Origin of the sequence: Aquiflexum gelatinilyticum (assembly GCF_024813435.1) — a bacterium.
In the GTDB taxonomy this organism is placed as follows: Bacteria; Bacteroidota; Bacteroidia; order Cytophagales; family Cyclobacteriaceae; genus Cognataquiflexum; species Cognataquiflexum gelatinilyticum.
Genome location: NZ_JANAEZ010000001.1, coordinates 545,802 through 567,930, shown reverse-complemented (window position 1 = coordinate 567,930; position 22,129 = coordinate 545,802). Strand labels below are relative to the sequence as shown.

The window sequence follows — 22,129 nt, the reverse complement described above, 5'->3', positions numbered from 1 at the left end:
TAGAAAGCTAAAAAAAATCCCACAAAAGAAATCTACAATCTTGATAAGCGGAGTTCATTTTATCCGGCCAAATGAGTCTTTGTCTCTGGAAACTCATTGTCCATGTTCAAAATTTATTCCTTCCGATGCACATATTTGTCTAATGACCTCGCGGCCTGAATAAGCAGCCGGTGGCAAGCCACCTCCTGTTGCTACCCAATGCCCTGCCATATAAAATCCCTTAAGGTTTTCAAAATGGCTTGAGATTTTGGTTTTGATAGACCCGGGGGTAGGAAGCCAACCTTTATAGCTGCCATTGTGATTTCCGGTCCAGTTTTCAAAAGTAATGGGAGTGGCAATATCCATGAAGTCCACATTTTTTGATATTCCGGGAAATTCTTTCTCTAAAGTTTTTAGTAATTCCCTTTCGATGTGTGACCTTTCCTCCCTGTAAGGTTTTTCTCCCTTTTGATGGAGTTTTTGCCAAAATTCAAAATCGGTATCAAGCATGGCAGTAACTAAAGTTTTTCCAATGGGAGATATTGTATTATCAAAATTATAAATCTGAAAAGAGACCCTTTCGTGCAGAAAATTCCCCACCTGAAGCTTTTTGTCAAACGGGATGTTGAGTCCAATAATAGATGATCTAAGATCATCAAAGGTCCTGTTTAACCCTGCGGAAAAAAATACCAGAGATGGGAAAGTTTCTAAAGTCCTGTAGGCGTCCAATGTCTCATTGTCAATATAGCCCGGATCCAACAACTTGAACAGTACACTGTATCCATCGCAGGCAGAGACCACAAAATCAGAATAATGGAATTTTGAATCAGCGCTTTGGATACCAACGGTTTTATTTTTTTCAACGATGACCTTGCTGATTTTTTGTCCCAATTCCAGTTTGCCCCCAAGGTCCAAATAACGTTTGGTAAGTGCATCCATAAATTTACCGGAACCTCCGATAGGATACCCTCCAATTCTGTTTGCCGCATAGCTCAGCTGGAGCAACAAAAAACTCATAGACATATCGGGTGACCAAAAATTCCGGAAAGCTTTTCTCAGAATTTTGGACTTGAATTTTTTTGCAAATTCCCATACCGACATGTTGTTGTATTTTCCCAAAGCAACCACTGCAGGCATGTTGTCCATGAAGACTTTGCTCCAATCCCATGCATGTAGCAAGCCGAATGCCCTGTCCATCGTGAAATTGGCATTTGACAGTAATTTGATATGGTGGATCAACTCTCCGATCAACCTTGAGTCTACAGGTGAAATACTCAATAAATGCTGCTGAAGTTTGTTTGGGTCGGTATAGAAATGAACCTCGACACCATCAATGTCTTTGAATTCAATAAAACTATCATGATAATAAAAGTCAATTTCATCCAAAACTCCAAGATCGGACCACATACTATAAAAATCAATCCCTGGAGCTGAACCGATCAGCCAATGAATAGACCCATTGACTTTAAATCCGGCTTTTTTCCAAGAAGTACAGACCCCGCCGGTACGCTTTCCCATTTCAAAAACGGTAACTTCAAATCCGTTTAGCCTTCCGTAAATTCCGGCAGCGAGGCCTGCGACACCACCGCCTATGATGTTGACTTTTTTTGAATCTCTCATGGTATTTTGGGTTTGGTAAAAGATGCAAAAAGTTGTGGCAGAGGGTTAGTATAAAGTTAACCTGAATCGTAACCAGTAAAAATTATTTGGGGTAAAATATCTATTGCTTTCAATGATTTTTAAACCTTAAAAATTTATCGTGTTTGAGAAGGCTTAAAAATGAAAAAACTGGATCAAAAAATATCTTTTTGATTCAGTTTTGCTTTGATACGTCCTGAAAATTGATTTGCTGCGCTTTATCTACCACATCTTTGATGATTTCATCCAGTTCATATGCTGAATTGATAATATGACCTAGATATTCCTTGATCTCCGATAACTCTATATCTTCCCTTTTTATCATTTCTATGATGCCCATCATTCTCGAAAGAGGCGCTCTTAGTATGTGGGATTGGACCCAGGCTATATCCCTGAGTTTTTCATTTTGGGTTTCTATGGCTTCAAGGTATTTAAGCTTGGATGTGATATCATTGGCTAAAATGATTCTACATTTTCGTCCCTGAAATTCTATTGGATTGGAAAGAACTTCAACCCTTATTTTTGTCCCATCTTTTTTAATGTGATTGAGAATATATTTTAAGTGGCTGGGATTTTCAATTCGGATAGAATTCAGAATTTTTTCTGTAAAAGACCATTCTTCCACAGGCCTTATATTCATGATAGTCATTTGCATAAATTCTTCCAAACTGTAACCATAATGTTGGATTGCAGCCTGATTGACATTCAAAAAAACCAAAGTCTCCATATCAAAAACCCACATGGGTTGGGGACTAAGTTGAAACAAGTCAGCGTACCTTTGCTCGGATTCCTGCAGCCTGACAATTGTTTTGTTTCTCTCGATATTATAAACAATACTTTTGTGGAGGATGGGTGGGTTCAATTCATCTTTTAGCAGATAATCCGCAACCCCCATATTTAAAGACTTGATGGCAAATTTGGCGTCAGAATAGCCGGTCAGCACGATGACAGGTACATGTACTGCTATGTCCATCATTTCAGAAATCAGCTGCTCACCGCTTTTGTCAGGGAGGGTGATGTCAAGAAGAATGACATCAAATACTTTCTGAGTATCAGTCAAAACCTCTTTGGTTTCTTTGAAATTTTCTGTCCTGTAGATTTGTGGGTCAGAAATCATATCATCCAAATATTCCTCGACAAGTACATAATCTCCAAGATTATCCTCAACCAACAAGATTCGATATTTCTTTTTGTCCTTTTCCATTTACATCATTTAATGGGAGGAAGGGAAACAATACTCAACCAAAACTCCTCTATAGAAGTGATGGCTTTCATGAATTCATCTGCCTCTACCGGTTTGGTAATAAAACAGTTCGCACGGTTTTGATAAGATAATGTAATGTCTTTCTCCGAAGAGGATGTCGACAGCATGATAACAGGGATGTGCTGGGTTTTTGGATTTTCTTTTATAGATTTCAAGACTTCATGCCCGCTCTTTTTAGGCAGATTTATATCCAAAATTACCAAATCCGGTTCTTCAATTTCCTTGTATTTGTTCTCTTTCAAAAGAAAATCAATAGCCTCTTTCCCATCATTGGCTACAGAGATTTTGTTTTTTATCTTGAAGTCTTCAAATGCCTCCCGAATCATAAAGATATCCCCTTCATTATCTTCGACTAATAGTATGTGGATGGGTTTCATTTTGTTTTAGGTTTTTATATTTGGGTAATAAATTTTATTTGATTTTTGGAATAGTGAATTTGAAGGTGCTTCCTTCGCCGAAATTGGATTCAACCCATATTTTGCCTCCCTGTTTTTCAATTATTTTCTTCACAATGGAAAGCCCCATACCGGTACCGCTATATTCATTTTTTTTGTGTAGCCGTTGGAACAATGTGAAGATTTTATCAAAATAATCTTTTTCAATCCCAATTCCGTTGTCACTGACGGAAATCTCCCATTCATTTGCAAATTCTTTGCCTGAAATATGGATTTCAGGTTTTATTTCATTTCGCGAATATTTGACTGCGTTGTTAATCAGGTTATTGAAGACTTGGGTGTATGGCAAGGAATAGGAAATGATGGTTGGGAGATTTTTTGTACTGATTACTGCCCCACTATCAGTGATTATTTTCTTTTGAAGTAAAAGGACTTCGCCTACCACCTCTTCCAAGTTGATTTTTTGGAGTTTTAAGTCATCCTTCCCGATTCTGGAATACTCCAAAAGATCTAAAATAATCTGTCTCATCCGTGTGGATCCATCCACAGCAAAATCTATATATTGAATTGCTCTGGCGTCAAGCACATTGGAATATTTTTTTTCCAGAAGTGTCAAAAAACCCGATACCATTCTCAAGGGTTCTTGAAGGTCATGCGATGCGATATAGGCAAATTGTTCAAGCTCGGAATTTGAAACTTCCAAGTCTCTGGCTTGTTTTTTCAGGTTTTCATTTAATAGTTGTAATGATTCTTCATATTCTTTTTGTTTGGTCAAATCCGACATCGCTCCGACCATTCGGATTGCCTTGCCTTTCGGATTTCTGATGATTATTCCTCTATCGACTACAAAGGCATATTTTCCGTTTTTCTTTTTGTATCGATATTCCTCTTTCCATTTGAAGACATCTTTGTCGTCGAGTGCATTTTTAAGACTTGATTGAACAAAGGGATAATCAACAGGATGAATACTATTGATCCAATTTTCTACTTTTATCTTATCCCTTGCTGTTTCCTGTCCAAAAAGTTTCTTAAATCCTTCTCCCCAAAACCTTTTTCCACCTTCAATATCCCAATCCCAAATAGCATCGTTAGTTGCTTCGGCAACTTTTTCAAACCTGCTGTTTGACTCTTTGATTTCCTCAAGATAATTTTTTTGTGGGGTAATATCCCTAAGGTAGACAGAAAGTCCTTTCTTGTTTGGATAGACACTGACTTCAATCCATAAATTTAATTGATGGAAGAAGTGTTCAAAATGAAAGGTTTGTTGTTGATTTTTTGAATCCTTTAGTTTTTCTTTTACTCCCAGATCAAGTGCATCCGGAAATTCACTAAAAATATTTTTACCCAAGATTTCCTCCCTTTTGACTGAGAAAATTTCTTCTGACTTTTTATTCCAATAAGTAATATTCCAATCCTCGTCCAAATTAAAAAATGCATCACCGATACTTTCAAGAATATCTTCTTTTTCTGCATAGGATTTCAAAAGAGATTCTTCTGCTATTTTCTTTTCGGTAATGTCTATCCTGATAGCAAGATATTGCTTGATCTTTCCTTTTTCATCTTTCAAGGGTGCAATAATGGTATCTACCCAATATTCATCTCCCTTTTTGGTTTTGTTTTTCAAATCTCCCCGCCATATTTCTCCTTTCGAGATTGTCTGCCACATCTCTTTGTAATATGACTTGGGATGGTATTCGGACTTATTGATTCGGGTATGGGTTCCGATGAGCTCTTCACGGGTATAACCTGACAGAGTGCATGTATGGTCGTTTACCTCAAGAGCAATTCCCTGAAGGTCCGTTACGGTTACGTTGAAGGATTGGTCAAGGGCAGTTTTATAATCCTTGATGGCTTGTATGGATTTATTAAGATTGATTTCAGCCATTTTTTGAGTATGGATATCCTGAAAACTTCCCAATAACCTAACACATATTCCATTTTTGAATTCAGGTCTTCCTATCGCACGTACCCATTTTTCATTTCCTTTGGCAGTAATTAAAGGGAATTCAAATTGGAAGGGTATGCCATTTTTTATAGTTTCTTCCAATATTTCAGAAATCTGTTTCCTATAGGCAGGATGATAAAAATTGACACCGGCTTCAATGGTAGGAGGTACATCATCACTTTCCAATTCGTGGATCTCTTTGGTCATTGATGACCATACTATTTTTTGCTTGATCAGGTCTACCTCCCATCCCCCGATTTTTGATAATTTGGTGGCATTTTCAAGTAATTCCTGAAGATCCTTTTGCTTAGAAATGTCTTTTGCGACAGCGTATATAAGACCCTCTTCCTCAGAAAGTATCGCTGACCAACTTAGCCAGATTGGTTTTTCAGATTTTGAAATTACCCTTATTTCAAAATATGGATTCGTTTTTGATTTATATAAACCTTCAAATTCACTTTGGAATATTTTTAAATCCTCGGGATAAACAAATTCTACAAAAGGTCTTGCCAATAATTCTTCCTCGGTGTATCCGGTCAGTTCAACTGCTGCAGGATTGATTTTTTTGAAATACCCATCTGTACCCGCAATACAAATGATGTCTGGGGAAGCATTGAATACCCCGCTGAGTTGATGTTCAACCTGTTTTCTCCTAAGCTCAGATCCAAGAAAAGTTTCTAATTTTGCGAACAAAGAGGTAAAAAATGTGATTTTTTTAAAATTTTCACCCCCGGCAAACAGAATCACACCGATAACTTCGTTGTTGAATTTTACCGGGATTCCCAATGCCTTATTCAAACCTGTTTTTTGCGCCGCTTCCTTCCGTACAAAGTTTGGGTGCTTATCTAGATTATCCCAAATTTCTGATTTTCCTTGTTTCCAGATTATCCCCGGTAATCCTTGACCAAAATCAAAAGATTTGATTTTTCTGGTATCTTCCCGGAATATGTCATATTCATCTTTTATAGGAAAGGTGGACACGAGATTTACTGTTTGTTTGTCTGATGAAATCAGCCAAGCTTCAGAATAGCCAAAATTTCCAAAATTTGTAAGGTGCTCCAAAACCATGTTGAGGGTAATCAACAAATTTTCATTTTTATTAAAAATAAGTCCAAGTTCTGAAAACAAGCTTTTTTGAATGAGTTCGTTTTGAGTTTCTGTAATGTCTCTTTGAATAAATATCCATTGGGAAATATTACCGCTGTCATCCCTTACAGGACTGGCAGAAAGGTTATTCCAAAATTCATCCCCATTTTTTTTAAATGAAATTATAGTGGTTTCGAAAGGTTCCCCACTTTTCAACATTTCCCTTAATGTTTCTTCTTCCGACTGATCGAGACCTTTATCTATTATTAATTTTGGTGATTTACCAATAACGTCCTCTGAGGAATATCCGGTCATTTTGGTAAAAGCAATATTGGAATAGATGATTTTTATATCTTTTCCTTCATAATCTCCTACGTCCGTGATCACCACAGCATCGCTTGTATTTTTGACAACACTTTCGGCCAATCTCAACTGCTGTTCTTCCAAGGTCTCCTTGGTAATGTCACTCAAAACTCCGATCATTCGCACTACCTTGCCTTTTGGTTCTCTTACGGCATAGGCTCTTTCTTCCACAAAGGAATATACACCATCAGACTTTTTGAGCCGGTATTTTGAATTCCAGTTTTCCTGCTTTTTATCTGAAAAAAAACTTTTCAATGATCTGTTGACTTCATCAAGATCTGCAGAATGAATCAGGTCTTCTTTTTGGTTGATTTCAAAAGGTGTAGAATCTAAAGTGTATCCGAACAGGTCTTGGAATCCTTTACCCCAAAGAATGTTGCCGGTCAAAATATCCCAATCATAAATGGCATCCTTTGTAGCAAGGGTGACATACTTATATCTTTCATTGCTTGACTTAATCTCATTGGTTTTTTGGTGATTTTCCAATATCAGGCTCAGTAAAGAGGCAGAGCGGCTCAAAATATCCAATTCTTCTTCGGATGGGGTCCATACCTCGGAGGTATAGCAGGCAAATGTCGCTATTACATTATCTTCAGAATTGAAAACAGGCTGAGACCAACAGGACTTCAAACCGAAAGACGAAGCCAAATCTTTGTAATCTTCCCAAAGTGGATCTTTGCTGATATCAGATACAATTATTCTCTTTTTTAGGTAGGCTGCTGTACCGCATGAACCGGCTTTTTGGCCAATCGGTGCCCCATGGATGGCATCCATATAAGCTTTTGGTAATGTTGGAGCCACCAGGTTCCATACTTTTCCATCTTCTACTTTGAGTAAAGATGCCCTGATGTAAGGGAATTCGATTTCCAATCCTGCCAGATAATCAAAAAGGTAATTTTGATTGTTTGATTTTTGGGAAATGGACCTCTCCAAAAGATCCATTTCAAGTTTGTTAAGATTTTTCTGACGCTCTTTTTTGGTGACATCATGACAGGAAACCATCCTGCATTTTTTACCAAGGTATTCTACATATTGGCTGCTAATTTCAACTTTGATCTTGCTGCCATCTTTTTTTAAATGGGTATATACTCCAAAATTTTTGTTGTCCCCTTCTCCATTTCTATTTTGAATAGCTGAAAAAAGCTTTGGGTATTCTTCTTTTGGTCTCAAATCCAAAAGTGTCATATTTAAAAATTCCTCTTTGCTGTAACCGTAATGAGCTATTGCAATATCGTTTACTGTGAGAATCCGCAAAGATTCCGTTTCATAAATCCACTTGGGCAAAGGGCCGGCATTGAATAATCTTTTAAATTCTTTTTCTGATGTTTTTAAAGCCTCCTCTATTTTTTTTGCCTCGGTGATATCGTTGACTACAACAATGCAGGATTTTACTCCTTTATACTCAATGATGTTTGCTTTTATTTCTACATGGATCTTTTGTCCGTTCTTTTTCTGATGGGTCCAATATCCTTTATGTGCTAAACCGCCCATGTTTGAAAAGGCTGATTCATCAGAAATAATGGATTCAATTTTATTAATTTCCTCTTTTGGACGGATGTCTTTCACGTTCAAAGACAAAAATTCCTCCTTTTGGTATCCGTAAAGAAATAGGGCTGCATGGTTGCATTCCATAAAATTGCCTGAAGAAAATTCCCATATAAACATGGGTGCAGGGTTGTCTTGAAAAAGTAATTCAAAATTCACCTCAGATTTATTTGTTTTCACCTTATGAAAATTTATGGTGATTTGGTTTTGATAATTTCCCAAAATTTTAAAAGCGTATTTCAGACTTCCCTTAAAACTATAAATATTTTATTAAAATTCTATACCCTTAAAGCAAAAAAATGATTGAATTTTGCAAAAAAATTCTCGGGTTTCTAAACAATAAATTAATTTAATATTACTAAGATTTAGTTTAAAATGATTTTTAGACTAATTAAATGAGTAAAAAAGTAAACAAAAAGTAAAATAAGAGATATTTTTGTCTGAATTTGGATTCTAATAAAATTTCAGGTAATCCGTTTTTCTCATTAATAAAAAAATTAAAATTAAAAATTAGTTATTTTAGAGCTAATGGGAATTTTAATACTTCGGTCTCCAAAAGCTTTTCATTATTTGACAAAGGAGGAAGAAACAGACAACCTAACCTTTCCTTTTGCCGCAGGTATAAATATTCAAAAACAGTATTGAGATTGGCCGAAAACATTATATTTGAAATTAATTCGCTTAAAAATTGAAATTATCTTCTGCAATCGATTACGAATAAAAATCATTTACAATAAACCATAACCTATGTTATTAGAACCCTTAGACCTCGCCGTATTTATCGGATATTGTTTGCTGATAGTTGGCATGGGCCTTTTTGTTTCCCGGGAGAAGAAAGGCCATATCAAAGATTCAAAAGATTATTTTCTTGCCTCCAAAGCGCTGCCGTGGTGGGCAGTAGGGGCATCCCTTATTGCCTCAAACATATCTGCTGAGCAGTTTATCGGTATGTCAGGCTCTGGATTTGCTTTGGGATTGGCAATATCCACCTATGAATGGATGGCTGCAGCTACACTTGTGGTGGTGGCTATTTTCTTTTTACCTGTCTATATCAAAAAAGGGATTTACACCATGCCGGGCTTTTTGCTTGACAGGTACGATACCAGGGTGAGGACCACTATGGCCATATTTTGGTTGTTGTTGTATGTATTCGTTAACCTGACTACAGTACTTTATCTGGGTGCTTTGAGTTTGAATACCATCCTTGACGTTCCTATGACCTATGGAATTATAGGATTGGCTTTGTTTGCAATGGTCTACTCTATATATGGGGGATTAAAAGCGGTTGCTTGGACTGATGTGGTTCAGGTAGTTTTCCTGATCGCAGGTGGTCTTGCCACAACTTATATAGCCCTTCAAATCGTTGGTAGCGGTGATGCATGGGACGGTTTGAGTTTATTGAGAAGAGAAGTCCCAGGTCATTTTTCCATGATTTTGTCCGAAGGTGAAATGATGGTTTCCGATGGTAAAGGTGGCATGAGAGATGCTTATCTTGATCTTCCAGGTATCAGTGTTTTGGTAGGTGGAATGTGGATTACCAACCTGAGTTATTGGGGATTTAACCAATACATCACCCAGCGTGCTTTGGCAGCAAAGAATCTTGATGAAGCCCAGAAAGGGATGATTTTTGCCGGTTTTCTTAAATTACTCATGCCATTGATCGTCGTGATTCCCGGAATCGCTGCTTGGGTAATTGTAAAGAATGGAATTGATGCAGATTTTATTGCATCTATGAATGACCCTGTTACGGGGTTGATCAAATCAGATAGGGCTTATCCTACCTTGCTTCAGATTTTGCCTGTTGGTTTGAAAGGTTTGGCATTTGCAGCATTGACTGCTGCTATTGTTTCTTCCTTGGCTTCAATGGCCAATAGTACATCGACGATATTTACGATGGATATCTATAATCAATATATTAATAAAGGTGCATCTGAAACAAAGCAGGTAAAGGTCGGCAGGATAACTGCTTTGGTCGCGTTTGTGATAGCTGCCATTGTGGCCCCGGCATTGGGGACACTTGATCAGGCATTTCAGTTTATTCAGGAGTATACAGGATTTGTTTCTCCGGGTGTTTTGGCGATTTTCTTCTTTGGTGTTTTCTGGAAAAAAGCCACTTCAAATGCAGCATTGACAGCAGCTGTTCTGACTATTCCATTGTCCACTGCTTTGAAATTTGGAATGCCAAACCTTCCATTCTTAGATAGAATGGGCGTGGTGTTTTTGATTATTTCTGCCTTGATTATTATTATCAGCTTAATAGAGGGTAAAGGAAAAGACCATCCAAAAGGTATTGAGATTACCAAGGAACTTTTCCGAACAAGTATGGCCTTTAAAATCGGTGCAATACTTATAGTGGGAATCTTAGCAGCTCTTTACACTGTATTCTGGTAAAAACTATAAAGTATGAGAAGATTATTGATTGGGTATGATATTGGAAGTTCTTCAGTAAAAGCAACCCTTCTGGATGCGGATACAGGCAAAGTCGTTGCCTCAGAAGGTTTGCCTAAAGTTGAATTGACCATATCCGCCCCTCAAAAAGACTGGGCGGAACAAGACCCTGACATGTGGTGGAAGTATATTATTGATACCACCCATGCCATAGTCAAGGGAGGAAATATCCAAAAGGGAGAACTGAAAGCAATCGGAATTTCCTATCAGATGCATGGATTGGTTTGTGTGGATAAAAATGGAAAAGTTATCCGTCCTTCCATCATTTGGTGTGACAGCAGGGCTGTAGGGATAGGAAACAAAGCCTTTGAGGAATTGGGAGAGGAATATTGCCTTCCCCATTTGTTGAATTCTCCGGGAAACTTTACGGCATCTAAGCTGAAGTGGGTCAAGGAAAACGAGCCTGAGCTTTTTGCCAAAATTCATAAAATCATGCTTCCCGGTGATTACATCGCCATGAAGCTTTCCGGTGAAATCAAAACTTCGGAGACAGGTCTTTCAGAAGGGATTTTCTGGGATTTCAAGTCAAATGGATTGTCTAAAAAGCTATTGGAATACTACAGGATCGACGAATCCCTGATCGCAGACGTGGTACCTTCTTTCTCTTTTCAGGGAAAGGTGAATTCCGAAGCTTCGGAAATTTTGGGAATAGAATCGGGCGTACCGATTACCTACCGGGCCGGCGACCAACCCAATAATGCCTTTTCTCTAAATGTATTGGAAGAAGGCGAATTGGCAACGACTGCAGGTACAAGCGGGACAGTATATGGAGTAAGTACACGAGCGGTATATGACCCGAAATCCAGAGTAAATACCTTTGTCCATGTCAATCACAAGCAGGAAGATCCAAAATATGGTGTTTTGCTTTGTGTCAACGGTACAGGAATTTTGAATTCCTGGCTCAAAAAACTACTGGGAGGTGAAAGTATTTCCTATCCTGAAATGAATGACATGGCAGCGCAGGTTCCGATAGGATCTGAAGGTCTGAAGTTCATTCCATTTGGAAACGGTGTGGAAAGGATCATGGAAAACAAATCCGTGGATGCGCATCTTTCAGGCATCAATCTTCTCAAGCATGACAAGAGACATGTTCTCCGGGCAGGGCAAGAGGGGATAGTTGCTTCGCTGACTTATGGTTTTAGCATCATGAAAGACATGGGCCTAAATCTGAACACTGTCAAAGCGGGAAGAGCAAATATGTTTTTGAGTCCATTGTTCAGAGAGGCTTTTGTCAATATGAACGATGTCACTCTAGAACTCTATGATACTGACGGTTCGCAAGGTGCAGCCCGAGGTGCCGGGATCGGGGCTGGAATTTATGCCTCTCCAAAAGAAGCATTTCAGGGTCTTGAAAAATTAGCATCAAAAGAACCTGACCCTTCTTTGGGCAGTGCCTATAAGGAAGTCTACGAAAGTTGGTTGGATGCATTAAAAAAAGTGCAGTGATCGGTTTTTGCAGTTTACAGTACATAGTTTACAGTGTGCAGTCTCAGAGTTTATTGAGTACATACCAGTTACTGAATACTGCTTACTGAACACTGCCAACTGACCACTGAATACCGTACACTGCTTACTCAAATCTCACGTCTCAAATCTCAAATCTAAAAATAACCTATAAATACCATGTCAAAAACCTATTTTCCAAACATCGACAAAATAAAATTTGAAGGAAAAGGATCAAAAAATCCATTTGCTTTCAAATATTATGATGAAAATAAAGTTGTTGGAGGAAAGACCCTCAAAGAACATTTTAAATTTTCGATTGCCTATTGGCATACGTTCTGTGCCACCGGTGCGGATCCTTTTGGTCCGGGAACAATGGTCCGCCCTTGGGATGCCAACGCAGATGCAGTCCAGAGGGCCAAAGACAAAATGGATGCTGCGTTTGAGTTCATCACCAAAATCGGCGCTCCTTACTATTGCTTCCATGATATTGATTTGATAGATGAAGGAAATTCCCTTTCGGAATATGAAAACAGGATGCAGATCATCACTGATTATGCCAAGCAAAAACAAGCTGAGACTGGAGTAAAGTTGCTTTGGGGAACTGCAAATGTATTTTCCAACCCAAGGTATATGAATGGTGCATCCACCAATCCTGATTTCAATGTGGTGACTTGGGCAGGAACACAGGTGAAGAACGCCATCGATGCGACTATCAAACTGAACGGTGAAAATTATGTTTTCTGGGGAGGACGTGAAGGATACATGTCATTGCTAAACACTGACATGAAGCGGGAAACTGAACACCTTGGAAGATTTTTGACCATGGCAAGGGATTATGCAAGAAAGAACGGTTTCAAAGGAACATTCTTCATTGAGCCAAAACCGATGGAACCTACCAAACACCAATACGACTATGACTCCGCGACAGTGATCGGTTTCTTGAGACATTTTGGATTGGATAAAGATTTCAAATTGAACATCGAAGTCAACCATGCTACTTTGGCTGGACATACTTTCCAACATGAATTGCAGGTAGCAGCTGATGCAGGGATGTTGGGGTCCATCGATGCCAACAGAGGAGATGCGCAAAACGGATGGGATACCGACCAATTTGCCATCAACCTTCAGGAATTGACTGAAGCGATGTTGGTGATCCTTCAAGGCGGAGGCTTACAAGGTGGAGGAGTAAACTTTGATGCGAAAGTAAGAAGGAATTCCACAGACCTTGAAGATCTTTTCTTGGCACATATTGGCTCCATGGATGCTTTCGCAAGAGGCATGTTGATCGCCAATGATATTTTGGAAAACTCAGCTTACCTAGATCTGAGAAAGCAGCGTTATGCTTCTTTTGATGCTGGAAAAGGAAAAGAATTCGAAGAAGGAAAGCTGACTTTGGAGGATTTGAGAAGCTTGGCAGTTGCCAACGGCGAACCAAAACAAACAAGCGGCAAGCAGGAATTGTACGAAAATATCCTGAATGAATTCATTTAGGATTTAACCCATCATACATGAAAAAACCGTCTAGTGTCAACTAGACGGTTTTTTTATTTGGTGCTAGGCGTAACCGATAGGCGGATCCGCGAAAATTGTCGGGATGCAATTAAGCCCCGAGAATAGAAGTTTCAATGGTTTACTAATAAAGAATCTTATACTTCAGGGAAATCTTTTATTGGAACAACTGTGGGGAGGAGGTCGGCGGACCGGGCCGGCGGTGGCTCTGCGCGCGGATAGGATTCCGCCGACTTGCCTTTTTTGGTTACTTTTTGTGGTAAGACAAAAAGTGACACGAGAAAAGATCGTCGAGATTTAGTAAAATAATTGAAAAAGAAAAAGGCGACCTTCCAAATTAATTGAACCTTCCCTGTTTTTGGTGCGAAGCCAATTCCTGACTTTCCCTTTTTGCTCCCAAAAACTAACGACATCCATTTTCTATAACCCCGAGCTGCGGTGCAAGGAAATTGGTTTGAGTATAAAAATCAGAGAAGCACCTTGCACGGGGCTATTATTATTCAGCCCGCTTCGGGGCTATTGTTGGTAAAAGGAGAACCGAGAATAGGAATTTCATTGGTTATACAATTCATGAACCTTATACTTCAGGGAAATCTTTTATTGGAACACCTGTGGGGAGGAGGTCGGCGGACCGGGCCGGCAGTGGGACTGAGCGTGGATAGGATTCTGCCGACTTGCCTTTTTTGGTTACTTTTTGTGGTAAGACAAAAAGTGACACGAGAAAAGATCGTCGAGATTTAGTCAAATAATTAAAAAAGAGAAAGGCGACCTTCCAAATTAATTGGAATCTTGACCTTCCCTGTTTTTGGTGGGAAACCAATTCCAATATTTTCTTTTTTGCTTCCAAAAGCCAAAGGCAACTCATTTTCTGAAACCCCGAGCTGCGGTGCATGGAAATTTGTTTGAGTATAAAAATCAGAGAAGCACCTTGCACGGGGCTACTGATATTCCGCCCGCTTCGGGGCTGTTTGTCGAAGGAGCTAAAATCAGAATATTTCCCTCCCATTTGATTGTTGAAAAGTGCAATCATAAATAAAAAAACACCGTCAAGAATCACTTGACGGTGTTTTTTTCTCAAATCTCACGTCTCACATCTCAAATCTCCATTACTTCCTCATCGGCTCAATGGTCTGGATCGTGCCATCTTCATTGTGTACCAATTCGGTCATTTTGATATTGCGGAGGTGAGTTTTGTTTGCGAGTTCGGTGTCATGGTAGAAGAGATACCATTTGCCTTCGAACTCTACTATCGAATGGTGGTTGGTCCATCCCTGAACAGGATTAAGCACCACTCCTTGGTAGGTGAAGGGTCCATAAGGATTGTCACCTGTTGCATAGGCAATGAAATGGGTATCCCCTGTTGAGTAGGAGAGATAATATTTTCCATTATACTTGTGCATCCACGCTGCCTCAAAAAACCTTCTGTTGTTATCTCCTGCCAAAATTGGATTTCCCAAGGAATCCAAAATCTGAACAGGTTTTGCTGCCTCTGCTAGTTCCATCATGTCATCAGCCAACTTTGCCATTTGGGGCATGAGCGAAGGTTGGTCAGGAGCAGGAATTCCATCTGTAGGTCCTGCCCCGACAGGTTGGTGCTTACCGTCCCGATATTGCTGCAATTGTCCACCCCAGATTCCTCCCCAATACATAAAATAGCTGCCATCGTCATCTTTGAAAACTGCAGGGTCTATACTGAAGGTACCTTTCATCGGTTCGGGATTGGCAACAAAAGGACCATAAGGTTCATCAGAAACTGCGACTCCGATTTTGAATATGTCATTGGCATCTTTTGCAGGAAAATAGAGAAAATACTTTCCGTCTTTTTCCGCTGCATCAGGGGCCCACATTTGTCTTTTTGCCCAAGCCACGTCTGCCACATCCAATACTTTGCCATGATCTGTGATCACCCCACCGGGCTTTTCCATAGAATATACATGGTAATCCACCATGTTAAAGTGAGCACCCATATCATCCTCTTTTACATCAGATTCTACATCATGGGAAGGATAAATGTAGATTTTTCCCTCAAATACATGGGCAGACGGGTCAGCGGTAAACAAATCACTAATTAATGGTGGATTTAAAAATTTGGAGGTTTCTGTTGATTCTACTGCCTTTTCCTCTGTTTTTGGTCCACAAGAAAAAATCACAAAAGGAAGTAAAGCGGTAAGTAGAAGGGTTTTTTCTAATCTTGTTTTCATAGGTTATAGGTTTTTTGTCCTCTAAAAATAGGGATAAGCATTGATATTCTTTGATGTTTTTCAATAATTTCAGGTATCTTGATTGTAAGATCCAAAACCTGAATGACCATGAAATTCACGCCCTCATTATGTTTTTTACTTTTGTTTGCTTGGTTATTCTTCAGTTCATGTCAGGTAAAACCCACCCCTCCAAAACCTAATGTTTTACTCATCATCACGGATGACCAAGGTTGGGGAGATTTATCATTCCATGGCAATAAGCTGATCGAAACCCCCAATATTGATTCTTTGGCTTCCCAATCCATAGTTTTTGACAGGTTTTATGTTTCTCCAGTCTGTGCACCTACAAGGGCAAGTCTTCTTACAGGAACATATCATCCTGCAACCGGTACCACTTGGGTGACACACAGGATGGAAGTGATGAGGGAGGAAGAGGTGACGATTGCTGAGATCCTTCAGTCCAACGGGTATAGGACAGGCTTATTCGGTAAATGGCATCAGGGGAAACAATTCCCGCATGACCCAATCGGTCAGGGTTTTGAGGAGTTTTTGGGATTTACAGAAGGTCACCTTAACAATTACTTTGACAGCAAACTCACTCATAATTTTGAGGAAATTTCTTTCGAAGGTTATTTACCTGATTTCTTGACTGACAAAACGGTGGATTTTATGCAAGGAGAAGCTCCTTTTTTTGCGATGCTTGCCTTCAATACTCCCCACAGTCCTTTTCAGGTTCCTGACATTTATTTTGACAAATACAAAGTCAAAGGCCTCAGTGACAAGGACGCTGCGGTTTACGGAATGGTTGAGAATATTGATGACAACATCGGTAAGCTGATGTCTTTTCTCAAACAAAGCGGGAAACTTGACAATACCATAGTCATCTTTATGACAGACAATGGACCCAATGGCGTGAGATTCAACGGCGGCATGAAAGGTACCAAAGCCCATTTGGATGAAGGAGGGGTGAGGGTGCCGTTTTTTATGCGGATTCCGGGTCGAGATACCTTATTGATCAAACCTTGGGCAGCACACATTGATGTGCTTCCGACTTTGATGGATATTTTGGAAATAGAGATCGCTAAAGAAATTGAAGTTCACGGCAAAAGTCTATTGCCGTTGATCAAGGGTAATCCGCTATGGGAAGACAGGTACTTTTTTACACATCATGTCAATCAGGAATTTGATACGATTCCTGGAGCGATCCGAAATCAAAAGTATCTTTTGACCCTGCAAAAAAACAAAAAAGAGCTCTATGACCTGGAAAACGATTATTCCCAAACCCAAAATATTATCGCTGAAAATCCCCAATTGGTGGAAATGATGGAGCGGGAATATTTGGCTTGGTTTCAAAATATAACAAAAAAAGGCATAACTCCGCCTTTGATCCAAGTTGGACATCCCCAAGTTCCGAATATCGAACTCCCTGCACCGGATGGAAAAATGGAGGGAGGAGTCATGTTCAAAGGAAAAATGGGCTGGGCCAATGATTGGTTTGTGGGATTTTCCTCTGAAGAGGATCGGGTATCTTGGAACATTGAGACAGTGGTGGAAACTGACTATGAGATTTATCTCCAACTTTCAAATACTTCTCCTTTCGAATTATTCCTTGAAATGAATGAAAAAAAATGGGTTATAGAGGTCCCTGAAGTTCATATTGCTCAGGAGATTTCAAGTCCGGATCGGGTGCTGAGGGGAGAAGTGTATGAAAATACATGGCCGTTGGTCCCTTTAGGTAAAAAGAGGTTTGAAAAAGGACCGCTGAAACTTACCTTAGGGACAAAAGGCGGAGCGGATGCCAGCCTTGAGATAAAGTCAGTTATTTTGAAAAGAGTAGATTGAAAAAAAACAAAAGATGCTATGAATAAAATATTTGCCTTGTTGATTGTAGTCTTGATGGTAACGGAAACAACCGCAAAGATGGACAGCCTTGGGTCCAATCAGGAAAAAGGAAGACCAAATATCATCTTTATCATGTCGGATGACCATGCCTATCAGGCCATCAGTGCCTACGATGACAGGCTGATCCAGACCCCAAATATTGACAGGATTGCCAATAATGGAATGCTTTTTTCCAATGCCTGCGTGACCAATTCCATTTGTGCACCTTCTCGTGCGACGATTTTGACAGGGAAGCATTCCCATCTCAACGGCAAAACTGACAACCATTTCCCCTTTGATACGACCATGGTCACTTTTCCCCAACTGCTAAAAGCCAATGGTTATCAGACTGCCATGTTTGGGAAACTACATTTTGGTAACAATCCAAAGGGCTTTGATCAATTCAAGATTTTGCCGGGACAGGGGGCTTATTACAATCCGACTTTTATCACCAAAAACGAAGGTACCATCGAGGTAGAGGGCTATGTCACTGACTTGATTACAGACTTTACTTTGGATTGGTTGGAGAATGAAAGGAAGGAGGAAGAGCCGTTTTTTTTGATGTATCTCCACAAGGCCCCTCATCGGGAGTGGCTACCTGCTGAGCGCCATCTAGAGGAATTCTCCAAAAAAACATTTCCTGAGCCGGCCACCCTTTTTGATGATTATTCTGGAAGAGGTTCTGCTGCAAAAGAGGCTGAAATGAATCTTTTGACCCATATGAATTGGTCAGGGGATTCCAAATTGTATCCGGAAGTGATGGATCAGTTGGGAATTCCGGATGCATCGGGTTGGGACAAAGGAGCTTTTCAAAGAGAGGTTGGGAGGATGAGTCCTGCTCAAAGAGCCAATTGGGACAAAGTTTATGGCCCAATGAATGATTCATTTGTCAAATCATATCACTCTATGAATGAGGTAGATAAAATGAAATGGCGGTATCAAAGGTACATGCAGGATTACCTTGGAACCATTGCCGCTGTCGACGAAAATGTCGGAAGGGTTTTGGACTACCTTGAGGAAAATGGTTTGATGGAAAACACCATCATCGTCTATACTTCGGATCAAGGATTTTATCTAGGAGAACATGGTTGGTTTGATAAGAGGTTTGTCTATGATGAGTCTTTCAAAACCCCATTGATGATCTCATGGCAAGGAAAAATCAAGCCTGCGAGCAAGTCAGATGAAATGGTTCAGAACCTTGATTTTGCGCAGACTTTTCTCGAAGCAGCCAATATCGAAGCACCATCAGACATGCAAGGAGAAAGTCTGATGCCTTTGCTAACAGGGCAGTCGGATAAGTGGGACAGGGATGCCGTGTACTATCATTATTACGAGTACCCCTCTATCCACATGGTCAAAAGGCATTACGCCATTGTGACCAAGGAGTATAAGTTGATCCATTTTTATTATGATGTGGATGAATGGGAATTATATGACAGGAAAAATGATCCAAAGGAAATGAAAAACGTCTATGAAGATCCTGCCTATGCTTCTATAAAAAAGACGCTTCATGGACAATTGAAAGCCCTTAGAATTAAATATGGCGACTCTTCCCAAATCAGTCAAGAACTGCTAGAAAGGTATCTCAAAGAAGTAGGCAATACACAAGGTTCTTTTGTACGGTCCTTTAAGAAAGTAGGGAATGAATGAGGTTAATTTCTTTGCTTTAGTGCTAATTTTATAACAATCATGAAATGATCCTTTCCATCAATTTGATAGATGTTATATCAGTGTTTATGAATTGATTTTAAATGATTTATCAAAGGATTTTGAATTATACCTGCTCATTTATTTTTAAGCCTCAGCAAAATGGATTGACCTTTATTCCAAAAAATATCATTTTTTTGCCGGAGACTAGGGTTGATTATCCTGAATAATTTGCTTCTTTTTCATGGAACCCGCATTGTGTTACTCCTGAACCAAAACGATCCTGACTAAATTGAACCATCAATGGAAACCCAAAAGTAAAGACATATTTGCCAAGAACAAGTCTTGCATATATAATGGTAAGATTCTTTGAAATATTGTTGCAATATGGATTAAAAGAAAAACCAGTGTTTCATTTGAACAGTGGTTTTTTAGTTGATTTTATGGCCAACTTTATCCAAAAGTCTTTATATTTATTTAAACTAAACCAAAAATAGCTTATGGAACAGGTAGGAGAATTTATTTCTAAACTATTTTCCGCTGAGGATTGGCCTGCGAGGTGGGTTTGTGGAAAGTGGTCATCTTTTCATGGTTGGATTTATATTACAAGTGATATAGCAATCTGGTTGGCATATTTTGTAATTCCGGCTATCATTATTTTTTTCGTCCAAAAAAGACACAACCTTCCATTTTTACCTGTTTTTTGGTTATTCGGGGCTTTTATCATCCTCTGTGGAAGTACACATTTGATGGATGCCGTGATGTTTTGGTGGCCTGGATATAGACTAAGTGCACTCTTGAGGGTAATGACTGCCCTGGTAAGCATGGCAACGGCGCTTATGCTCATTAGAGAATTACCAAAATTAATAGAAGAAAGACCGGAGGATGAGTTGAAAACTTATCAACTGGAAAAACAATTGAAGCAGTATGAAGCGGAGATTTCTGAGTTAAAAGAACTGCTGAAAAATAGGCCAAAATAATGCTTTCCAACCGCCAATCAATGTTGTATTTACAAAACGCTGCTTTGATTTTCATTGCTGGAGTGATTGCAGGTATAGTGTTCATTGTGGATTTCAACACAGACCTAACAATAGCGGTAGCGAGTATGTATTGTATGGTGATTTTATACAGCTGGTTATTGCCTGGAAAATACTCGACGATTTTTGCTGCATTGATATGTACTTTGCTCACTATAATCTCTGCAATTCATACAGATGGGATAGGTAGGAGCGATAATGAACTATCAAAATTGAATGTTATTATTTCTTTGGTTGTAATTTGGGTATGTGTAATCCTTGTTTTTATTGCCAAGAGCAGTTTTTCAAGTATTGAAAAAATCAACAAACAGTTGTCAGAAAATGCCTATAAGCTTTTTGAAACTGTGAAAGAATTAGATGTCCAAAAAAAAGAGCTGTCAGAGCATAAAATCCAACTTGAAAAACTAAACACCCATCTTGAAGTTAAAAACAGAGAATTGGAGCGGTTTACCAGTATTGCAAGCCATGACCTTCAAGAGCCACTTAGAACTATTGGAAATATGAACCAGCTGATCAAGAAAAAGTACTATTCAACTTTTGATGATCAAGGAAAAAAAATTTTAGAATATGTATCAACGGCTACCGTAAGAATGATCAACCTTATTAAAGGGCTTTTGGAATTTAGCAGAATAGGAAATAAAAGGGAATTAACAGATGTAGATATTCACGAACTTGTACATATGATTACTTTGGATTTTGGAATGGCGTTGAAAACAGTCAATGGAAGTATTGAAGTTGGTGAATTACCGGTGGTTCAAGGAAATCAAGTGGAGCTCAGGATGCTTTTCCAAAATTTAATAGGAAATGGTTTGAAATTCAATAAACCGGATGTTCCGCCAATAGTTCAGGTTTCTTTTACAGAATCAGGTTCTCATTATCAGTTTTGCATAAAAGACAATGGCATCGGAATAGATAAAGATGATTATGAAAAAATATTTCTGATCTTCCAAAGGTTACATTCTGTGGAAGAATATGAAGGTACCGGACTGGGTCTTGCCTACTGCCGAAAAATAGTTGAATTGCACGGTGGAAGAATTTGGGTTAACTCAAAAAAAGATGTTGGGAGTTCTTTTAATTTCACAATTGAGAAAAGAAAATGAGTAAAAAAATCAAAAATTTGGATTGCGTATTGTTAATTGATGACGATCATGCCACAAACTTTTACCATACGCTTATAGTAGAGGAAGAATGGGCTGGGTTGCCTGTACAATCAGTGTCCTCTGCCAAAGAAGGACTTGACTTTCTGCTTTGCAAAGGTCGATATTCAAATTGTCCAAGACCGGGCATTATATTTTTGGACATCAACATGCCAGGCATGTCAGGCTGGGATTTTATGGAAAAGTATAATGAACTATCCAAAGATATTCATGACAGGGCTGTTGTAGCCATGCTTACGACAAGTATTAATCCAGATGATCTCAATAGGGCTGCAAAAGTCCCTAGAGTTAAGGAATTTATTTCTAAACCTTTGACTCCTGAAATTTTTTGGAAGGTGGTCAACGAAAATTTCATTTGAAAAGAAGATTAGATATTTGGAAGATTTTTCTGGGTTGTAAAATTGATTGATTTATGGTTTTGATTTTTTCTGTAACAGCAATAGCTATGTGGTTTTTTATTTAACCCCAATAATTATTTGGTAATGCAGTTCCTTTCATTTACCAGAAATTTGATGTTTTGAAATTTTTTCAACTATGGACAGCGGTTATTTGACGATACAGATTCAGTTCTCATTCTGGTTCTGTGTT

The 22,129-nt window shown here is 39.0% G+C and carries 14 protein-coding genes; 9 read left to right on the top strand and 5 right to left on the bottom strand.

Annotated elements, in window-relative coordinates; all coding sequences use genetic code 11:
* Positions 1–93: 93 nt before the first annotated feature.
* From NK987_RS02315 to NK987_RS02300, 4 genes are all read right to left on the bottom strand, one after another.
* Complete coding sequence (locus NK987_RS02315; protein WP_259262555.1) at positions 94–1,599, bottom strand: phytoene desaturase family protein; 1,506 nt, start codon at positions 1,597–1,599, stop codon at positions 94–96.
* Positions 1,600–1,792: 193 nt separating this feature from the next.
* A complete protein-coding gene (locus NK987_RS02310; protein WP_259262554.1) occupies positions 1,793–2,821 on the bottom strand; it encodes a PAS domain S-box protein in 1,029 nt (342 codons plus the stop codon).
* Between the two features lie 5 nt (positions 2,822–2,826).
* Entirely contained in the window at positions 2,827–3,258 is a 432-nt protein-coding gene (locus NK987_RS02305) for a response regulator (protein WP_259262553.1), read from the bottom strand.
* Between the two features lie 34 nt (positions 3,259–3,292).
* A complete protein-coding gene (locus tag NK987_RS02300; protein ID WP_259262552.1) occupies positions 3,293–8,395 on the bottom strand; it encodes a PAS domain S-box protein in 5,103 nt (1,700 codons plus the stop codon).
* Positions 8,396–8,962: 567 nt separating this feature from the next.
* Between NK987_RS02300 and NK987_RS02295 the strand changes: the two genes are divergently transcribed.
* The 4 genes from NK987_RS02295 to NK987_RS02280 all read left to right on the top strand — a co-directional run bounded on the left by NK987_RS02295 (position 8,963) and on the right by NK987_RS02280 (position 14,359).
* Positions 8,963–10,606, top strand: coding sequence for a sodium/sugar symporter (locus tag NK987_RS02295; protein WP_259262551.1), 1,644 nt, complete (start codon positions 8,963–8,965; stop codon positions 10,604–10,606).
* Positions 10,607–10,618: 12 nt separating this feature from the next.
* Positions 10,619–12,109 (top strand): xylulokinase, encoded by a 1,491-nt coding sequence (locus tag NK987_RS02290; RefSeq protein WP_259262550.1) that lies wholly within the window; start codon positions 10,619–10,621, stop codon positions 12,107–12,109.
* Between the two features lie 177 nt (positions 12,110–12,286).
* A complete protein-coding gene (gene xylA, locus NK987_RS02285; protein WP_259262549.1) occupies positions 12,287–13,600 on the top strand; it encodes a xylose isomerase in 1,314 nt (437 codons plus the stop codon).
* 588 nt (positions 13,601–14,188) lie between these two features.
* Entirely contained in the window at positions 14,189–14,359 is a 171-nt protein-coding gene (locus NK987_RS02280) for a hypothetical protein (RefSeq protein WP_259262548.1), read from the top strand.
* A gap of 365 nt (positions 14,360–14,724) precedes the next feature.
* On the opposite strand, the gene NK987_RS02275 is transcribed toward NK987_RS02280, so the two are convergent.
* Positions 14,725–15,819: a glycoside hydrolase family 43 protein gene (locus NK987_RS02275; RefSeq protein WP_258421994.1), complete on the bottom strand. Its 1,095-nt coding sequence runs from the start codon at positions 15,817–15,819 to the stop codon at positions 14,725–14,727.
* 108 nt (positions 15,820–15,927) lie between these two features.
* On the opposite strand from NK987_RS02275, the gene NK987_RS02270 reads away from it, so the two are divergent.
* The 5 genes from NK987_RS02270 (at position 15,928) to NK987_RS02250 (ending at position 21,900) form a co-directional block, all read left to right on the top strand.
* Positions 15,928–17,661 carry an arylsulfatase gene (locus tag NK987_RS02270; protein WP_259262547.1) on the top strand — a complete coding sequence of 578 codons (1,734 nt, stop codon included), beginning with the start codon at positions 15,928–15,930 and terminating at the stop codon, positions 17,659–17,661.
* A 54-nt stretch (positions 17,662–17,715) separates the two neighbouring features.
* Entirely contained in the window at positions 17,716–19,350 is a 1,635-nt protein-coding gene (locus NK987_RS02265; RefSeq protein ID WP_259262908.1) for a sulfatase family protein, read from the top strand.
* A 497-nt stretch (positions 19,351–19,847) separates the two neighbouring features.
* Entirely contained in the window at positions 19,848–20,327 is a 480-nt protein-coding gene (locus tag NK987_RS02260; protein ID WP_258421996.1) for a hypothetical protein, read from the top strand.
* Between the two features lie 20 nt (positions 20,328–20,347).
* Positions 20,348–21,484 (top strand): sensor histidine kinase, encoded by a 1,137-nt coding sequence (locus NK987_RS02255; RefSeq protein WP_258421997.1) that lies wholly within the window; start codon positions 20,348–20,350, stop codon positions 21,482–21,484.
* On the top strand, positions 21,481–21,900 hold the full coding sequence (locus tag NK987_RS02250; RefSeq protein ID WP_258421998.1) for a response regulator: 420 nt from the start codon (positions 21,481–21,483) through the stop codon (positions 21,898–21,900). Before NK987_RS02255 ends, NK987_RS02250 begins: the two co-directional genes overlap by 4 nt.
* The last annotated feature ends 229 nt before the right edge of the window (positions 21,901–22,129 follow it).

Bases quoted from the DNA above. Each gene is read 5' to 3' on its own strand.
- NK987_RS02275 (WP_258421994.1), bottom strand. From the start codon at position 15,819: ATGAAAACAAGATTAGAAAAAACCCTTCTACTTACCGCTTTACTTCCT.
- NK987_RS02310 (WP_259262554.1), bottom strand. From the start codon at position 2,821: ATGGAAAAGGACAAAAAGAAATATCGAATCTTGTTGGTTGAGGATAAT.
- NK987_RS02315 (WP_259262555.1), bottom strand. From the start codon at position 1,599: ATGAGAGATTCAAAAAAAGTCAACATCATAGGCGGTGGTGTCGCAGGC.
- NK987_RS02280 (WP_259262548.1), top strand. From the start codon at position 14,189: ATGAACCTTATACTTCAGGGAAATCTTTTATTGGAACACCTGTGGGGA.
- NK987_RS02270 (WP_259262547.1), top strand. From the start codon at position 15,928: ATGAAATTCACGCCCTCATTATGTTTTTTACTTTTGTTTGCTTGGTTA.
- NK987_RS02295 (WP_259262551.1), top strand. From the start codon at position 8,963: ATGTTATTAGAACCCTTAGACCTCGCCGTATTTATCGGATATTGTTTG.
- xylA (WP_259262549.1), top strand. From the start codon at position 12,287: ATGTCAAAAACCTATTTTCCAAACATCGACAAAATAAAATTTGAAGGA.
- NK987_RS02255 (WP_258421997.1), top strand. From the start codon at position 20,348: ATGTTGTATTTACAAAACGCTGCTTTGATTTTCATTGCTGGAGTGATT.
- NK987_RS02260 (WP_258421996.1), top strand. From the start codon at position 19,848: ATGGAACAGGTAGGAGAATTTATTTCTAAACTATTTTCCGCTGAGGAT.
- NK987_RS02305 (WP_259262553.1), bottom strand. From the start codon at position 3,258: ATGAAACCCATCCACATACTATTAGTCGAAGATAATGAAGGGGATATC.
- NK987_RS02265 (WP_259262908.1), top strand. From the start codon at position 17,716: ATGGTAACGGAAACAACCGCAAAGATGGACAGCCTTGGGTCCAATCAG.
- NK987_RS02250 (WP_258421998.1), top strand. From the start codon at position 21,481: ATGAGTAAAAAAATCAAAAATTTGGATTGCGTATTGTTAATTGATGAC.
- NK987_RS02290 (WP_259262550.1), top strand. From the start codon at position 10,619: ATGAGAAGATTATTGATTGGGTATGATATTGGAAGTTCTTCAGTAAAA.